Source organism: Allosphingosinicella sp., from assembly GCF_036387215.1.
Lineage (GTDB): Bacteria > Pseudomonadota > Alphaproteobacteria > Sphingomonadales > Sphingomonadaceae > Allosphingosinicella.
Map to the genome: position 1 here is coordinate 1 of NZ_DASVUE010000210.1, position 4,600 is coordinate 4,600.

The window sequence follows — 4,600 nt, forward strand, 5'->3', positions numbered from 1 at the left end:
GCAGCTCGACCAGCGCAAGCGCGAGCAGCATGGCGAGCGCGGTCACGAGGATCGACTCGCCGAGGAACTGGACGATCAGCTGCTTCCGGTTGGCGCCGAGAACCTTGCGGAGCGCCACCTCCCGCGCCCGCTGCGAGGCCCGAGCGGTTGCCAGATTGGTGAAGTTCACGATCGCCATCCCGAGGATGAGCAGCGCGATCACCGCGAAGGTGATCATCGTCCGCCGGTCGTTGCCCGGCGTCATCGATGCACGTTGGCCTTCGCCGAGATGGATGTCCTTGACGTTGACCAGACGCCAGTCCTGGACGTCGCCGGGGTTGGTAACCTCGCCGCCGCCGCTTGCTCCCTGCGTATCGTCCGGGATGTTGCGCTTTTCCCAGGCGGGAAGCTGCCGGTTGATGTCCTCGGCGTTCACGCCCGGCCGAAGCTTCACGTAGACCCATCCCCCCTGGCTGCTCCAGCCGTTCAGGAAATAGGGATTGTCCGAGAAATAATCTTTCGGATCGAAGCGGGCGACGACGCCGAGTTCAAGGTGGCTGTTCTTCGGAAGGTCCTTGATGACGCCGGTGACCTTGTAGTCGGTGCTCCTGCTCTTGCCGACGAGCGTCAGCGTCTTGCCGATCGGATCGGATTTGCCGAACCGCTTGGTGGCTTCCGTTTCGGTGAGAACGAGCGAGGTGGTGTCGTCCAGCGCGTGCTTCGGATCGCCTTTGACGAACGGCACCTGCAGGATCTCGAAGAGATTGCCGTCGACGAAGTTGAAACGGTCGGCGAAGGTCGCCTTCCCGTCCTGCTTGATGACGTTGCCGCAGGAGCAGACGTAGACAGCCTTCTCGACCTGCGGGAAGTCCTTCATGAGGGCATCGCGCGAAGCGAACTCCGTCATCTGGAGCTTCATCTCCTCGCCACCGCTTTCGGTGGGCTTGTACCAGGCCTGGAACTGGTAGGCGCGGTCGGCGCCCGGCATCCAGCTGTCGTAGCTCATCTCGTACCGGACGTAGAGCAGGATCATCAGGCACGCGGCGAGGCCGAGCGCGAGGCCGAAGATGTTGATGAACGCATAGGTCTTGTTCTTCGCAAGAGCGCGGAAGCCGACCGTCAGATAATTGCGCCACATGTCTCTGGTCCTACTCGTAGCGGAGTGCGTGGATGGGGTTCTGGCGCGCCACCTTGATGGCGTGGCCGGCGATGGTGCCGACCGCGATCGCGAGCGCGATCAGCCCGGCAAGGAGGAAGGGGCCCGGCGTCAGCGCGATGCGGGCGTCGAACTGGTTGAGCCAGTCGCGCATCAGCCACCAGGCGACCGGCCAGGCGATCAGATTGGCGAGGATGACGGGCTTCGAGAACTGCCAGGCGAGCAGCTTCACGATGTCCCGTGCGCGGGCACCGAACACCTTTCGGATGCCGATCTCCTTCGTCCGGCGCTGGGCGGTGAAGGCGGCGAGACCGAACAGGCCGAGGCACGCGATCACGACTGCGAGGAAGGCGAAGCCGGCAAAGGTCTGCCCGCGCGCAGCGTCCGTCTGGTAGAGCTGGGCGAGCTGCTGGTCGGCGAATTCCCCTTCGAACGGCACTTCGGGGAACATCTCGCGCCAGATCCGCCGGATTTCCTGAAGCACCCGCTCGGGCTCCGGCGAATTGTAGCGGACGATCAGGCGCCGGTAGATGCCGCGATCGTAGAACATGGCCGGCTCGATCGGCTCCCTCAAGGAGCGGAAACGGCTGTTCGCGACAACTCCGACGATCGTCGCCGGAGTGAGGCCGATCTCTTCGCCGTACATGTTGATCCGGATCGTCTTGCCGACGGCCGCATCGGGTCCGGTGAAGCCCATCCTCCGAGCCGCTTCCTCGTTGACGGCAATGTTCACCCCGCGCTGCGCGATCTCCCGCTGCGCCGGCTCCACCGCGGTCTCGGGCTCATAGGGTGTCCAGGCGCTGTCCTTGGCGAACTTGGGCGACAGGGCGCGGCCGGCGAGCACGCGGATCCCGAGCGTGTCGAAGAAGCCCGGCTCGACGCTGTACCAGCCGATCAGCGGCAGCGAGGAGCGGCCGGGTATCTGCACGTCCGTGTTGAGCGTCTGGCCGCTCGCGACCCAGATGTTGCCGGCGGTGACGCTCTTCACGCCTTCGACCGCGGCAATGCGCCGCATCAGCGCCTCGCGCGCGGGGATCACCTGCGAGCGGTTGCCGCCGTCGATCTGGATGAGACCCTCGCGGCTGAAGCCGAGGTCGCTCTTCTGAGCGAAATTCGTCTGGGAGTAGACGATGCTCGTGCAGATGATCAGTCCGATCGAGACCGCGAACTGCGCGACGACCAGAACCGAGCGAAGCCGCCCGGTGCCGATCGGCTCGGCCGCGGACTTGTTGGCCTTGAGCACCTCGCCCGGCTGATATCGCGAAAGGTAGAAAGCCGGATAGAGCCCGCCCGCGAGCCCCACGATCAGCCAGAGCAGAAGCACCGGCAGAAGCACGCCTTCCTCGCCGAAGTAGCTGGCCTCCAGCCTGGTGTTGAGGAAGGCGGAAAGGTAAGGCAGCGCCAGCTCCACCAGCGCCAGCGCGATCAGCATCGCAACGCCGGTGAGCAGCATCGATTCCCCCAGGAACTGGATCACGAGCTGCTTGCGCCTGGCGCCGAGCACCTTTCGAAGCGCCACCTCCCGCGCCCGCTGTCCGGCTCGCGCCGTGGCGAGATTGACGAAGTTGATCGATGCCATTCCGAGGATCAGAAGCGCGACGATCGTGAAGGTGACGATCGTCCGCCGGTCGTTCCCCGGCCGCTCCTCCTCGCCTTCGGCGCCGCTCAGGTGGACGTCGCGGATGTTGACGAGGCGCCAGTCGAACAGGTCGCCTTCGCTCACCCGCTGGCCGGCGACGTTGCGCGCCGGGATGCCGCGCCGCTCCCACGCCTGGAGGCGCCGGTTGATCGACTCCCCGTCCGCACCGGGGCGGAGCTTGAGGTAGACGCTGCCGTTGATGCAGGTCCATCCGCACTCGGCTTTCTCTTCCTCGGTGATGCGGCGCACCATCGAGAAATACATGTGGCTGTTGCGGGGAATGTCCTCGAACACGCCCGAGACGCGCAGGCTGTAGGGTTCGCCGCGGCGGAGCCCCTCGATGGTCTTGCCGACGACGTCGATGCCGCCGAACAAGGTCATTGCCTGCGTCCTGCTGATGGCGACGCTGTTCATGTCGCCGAGCGCCCGCTTCGCGTCGCCCCGCAGGAAAGGCAGCTGGATGATGTCGAAGAAATTCTTCTCCGCCATGATCAAGGGCAGCGAGACGGCTTCGCCCTGGCGCATGACGATCATGCTCTCGCCCTCGGCGCGGGACGCGAGCTCGATCTCCGGGAAATCCTTGGCGAGAGCCTCGGCGATCACGCCGTGCGCGCCCTGCTGCGGCCGCCCGCCTTCATTGTCGGGCCCGGTGCCGATCGACTGCACCTGATAGACCCGCTCCGCGTCCGGCAGCCAGGCGTCGTAGCTGGTCTCGTAGCGCACGTAGAGGAGGATCATCAGGCAGGCGGCAAGACCGAGCGCCAGACCCGCGATGTTGATGAAGGCATAAGCGCGGTTCTTGGCGAGCGCCCGGACTGCGACTGTCAGATAGTTTTGCCACATGAGCAGCCGTCCCCCTATTCGTACCGGAGCGCGTGGATGGGGTTGAGGCGAGCGACCTTGAAGGCGTGCCCCGCGACGGTGCCGATGGCGATCGCGAGCGCCAGCAGCCCCGCCATCACGAACGGTCCCGGACCCAGCGGAATGCGGATGTCGAAGGTGTTCAGCCAGTCGCGCATCACCCACCAGGCGACGGGCCAGGCGATGAGGTTCGCGATCACCACCGGCTTCGAGAATTGCCAGGTGAGCAGCCGCACGATGTCGCGCACCTTCGCTCCAAGCACCTTCCGGATGCCGATCTCCTTCGTCCGACGCTCGGTCGTGAAGGCGGCAAGGCCGAACAGGCCGAGGCAGGCGATGATCACCGCAAGGATGGCGAACGCGGCGAAGATGGTGCTGCGCGTCCGCTCCGCCCGGTAAAGCTCGGCGACGAGATCCTCGGCGAACGCTCCTTCGAACGGAAGGTCGGGCATGAAGCGATACCAGACGCGCTGGAGCCCGTTCAGGACCTCGGCCGGGATCGCGCCTTCGTAGCGGACCACGAACTGGGTCGTGCGCGACGGGTCATAGGCGAAGACCAGCGGCTCGATCTCCTCACGCGCGGTCCGGATGCGCGTGTCTTCGACCACTCCCACGATCGTGACGGGCGCCAGCTCTGCGGGGCCCGTGCTGGTCAGCACCTGCTTGCCGACCGCGGCGGCCGGCGAGAAGCCGAGGAGGCGGGCCGCCTGGCGGTTTATGACGACGTTGAAGCCGCGGGGAGCGGCGGAGGGGCCTTGCGCCTCCTTCCCCTCCGCCGGCGGCCCGATACGGTCGTTGGCGAAGCGCTCCCCGAGCAGCCGCCCCGAAAGGAGCCGCATGCCCATCACCGGGAAGTAATCCGGATCGACCCCGTACAACCCCATTCCGAAGCCGTCCGTCTGACCCGGGAGCTTCACCACCTGGATCGACTTGTTCCGCGCTGTCGGAGCCACGCCCGTGCGGGC

The 4,600-nt window shown here is 66.0% G+C and carries 3 protein-coding genes; all 3 read right to left on the bottom strand.

Annotation, left to right across the window (positions count from 1 at the left end; all coding sequences use genetic code 11):
- The coding region (locus tag VF662_RS08375) for an ABC transporter permease (protein WP_464139816.1) at positions 1 to 1,117 on the bottom strand (1,117 nt) is incomplete at its 3' end.
- Between the two features lie 10 nt (positions 1,118 to 1,127).
- On the bottom strand, positions 1,128 to 3,617 hold the full coding sequence (locus VF662_RS08380; RefSeq protein WP_464139818.1) for an ABC transporter permease: 2,490 nt from the start codon (positions 3,615 to 3,617) through the stop codon (positions 1,128 to 1,130).
- A gap of 14 nt (positions 3,618 to 3,631) precedes the next feature.
- The coding region (locus tag VF662_RS08385) for an ABC transporter permease (RefSeq protein WP_464139820.1) at positions 3,632 to 4,600 on the bottom strand (969 nt) is incomplete at its 5' end.

Excerpts from the sequence above, each read along its gene's own strand:
- VF662_RS08380 (WP_464139818.1), bottom strand. The coding sequence starts at position 3,617 with ATGTGGCAAAACTATCTGACAGTCGCAGTCCGGGCGCTCGCCAAGAAC.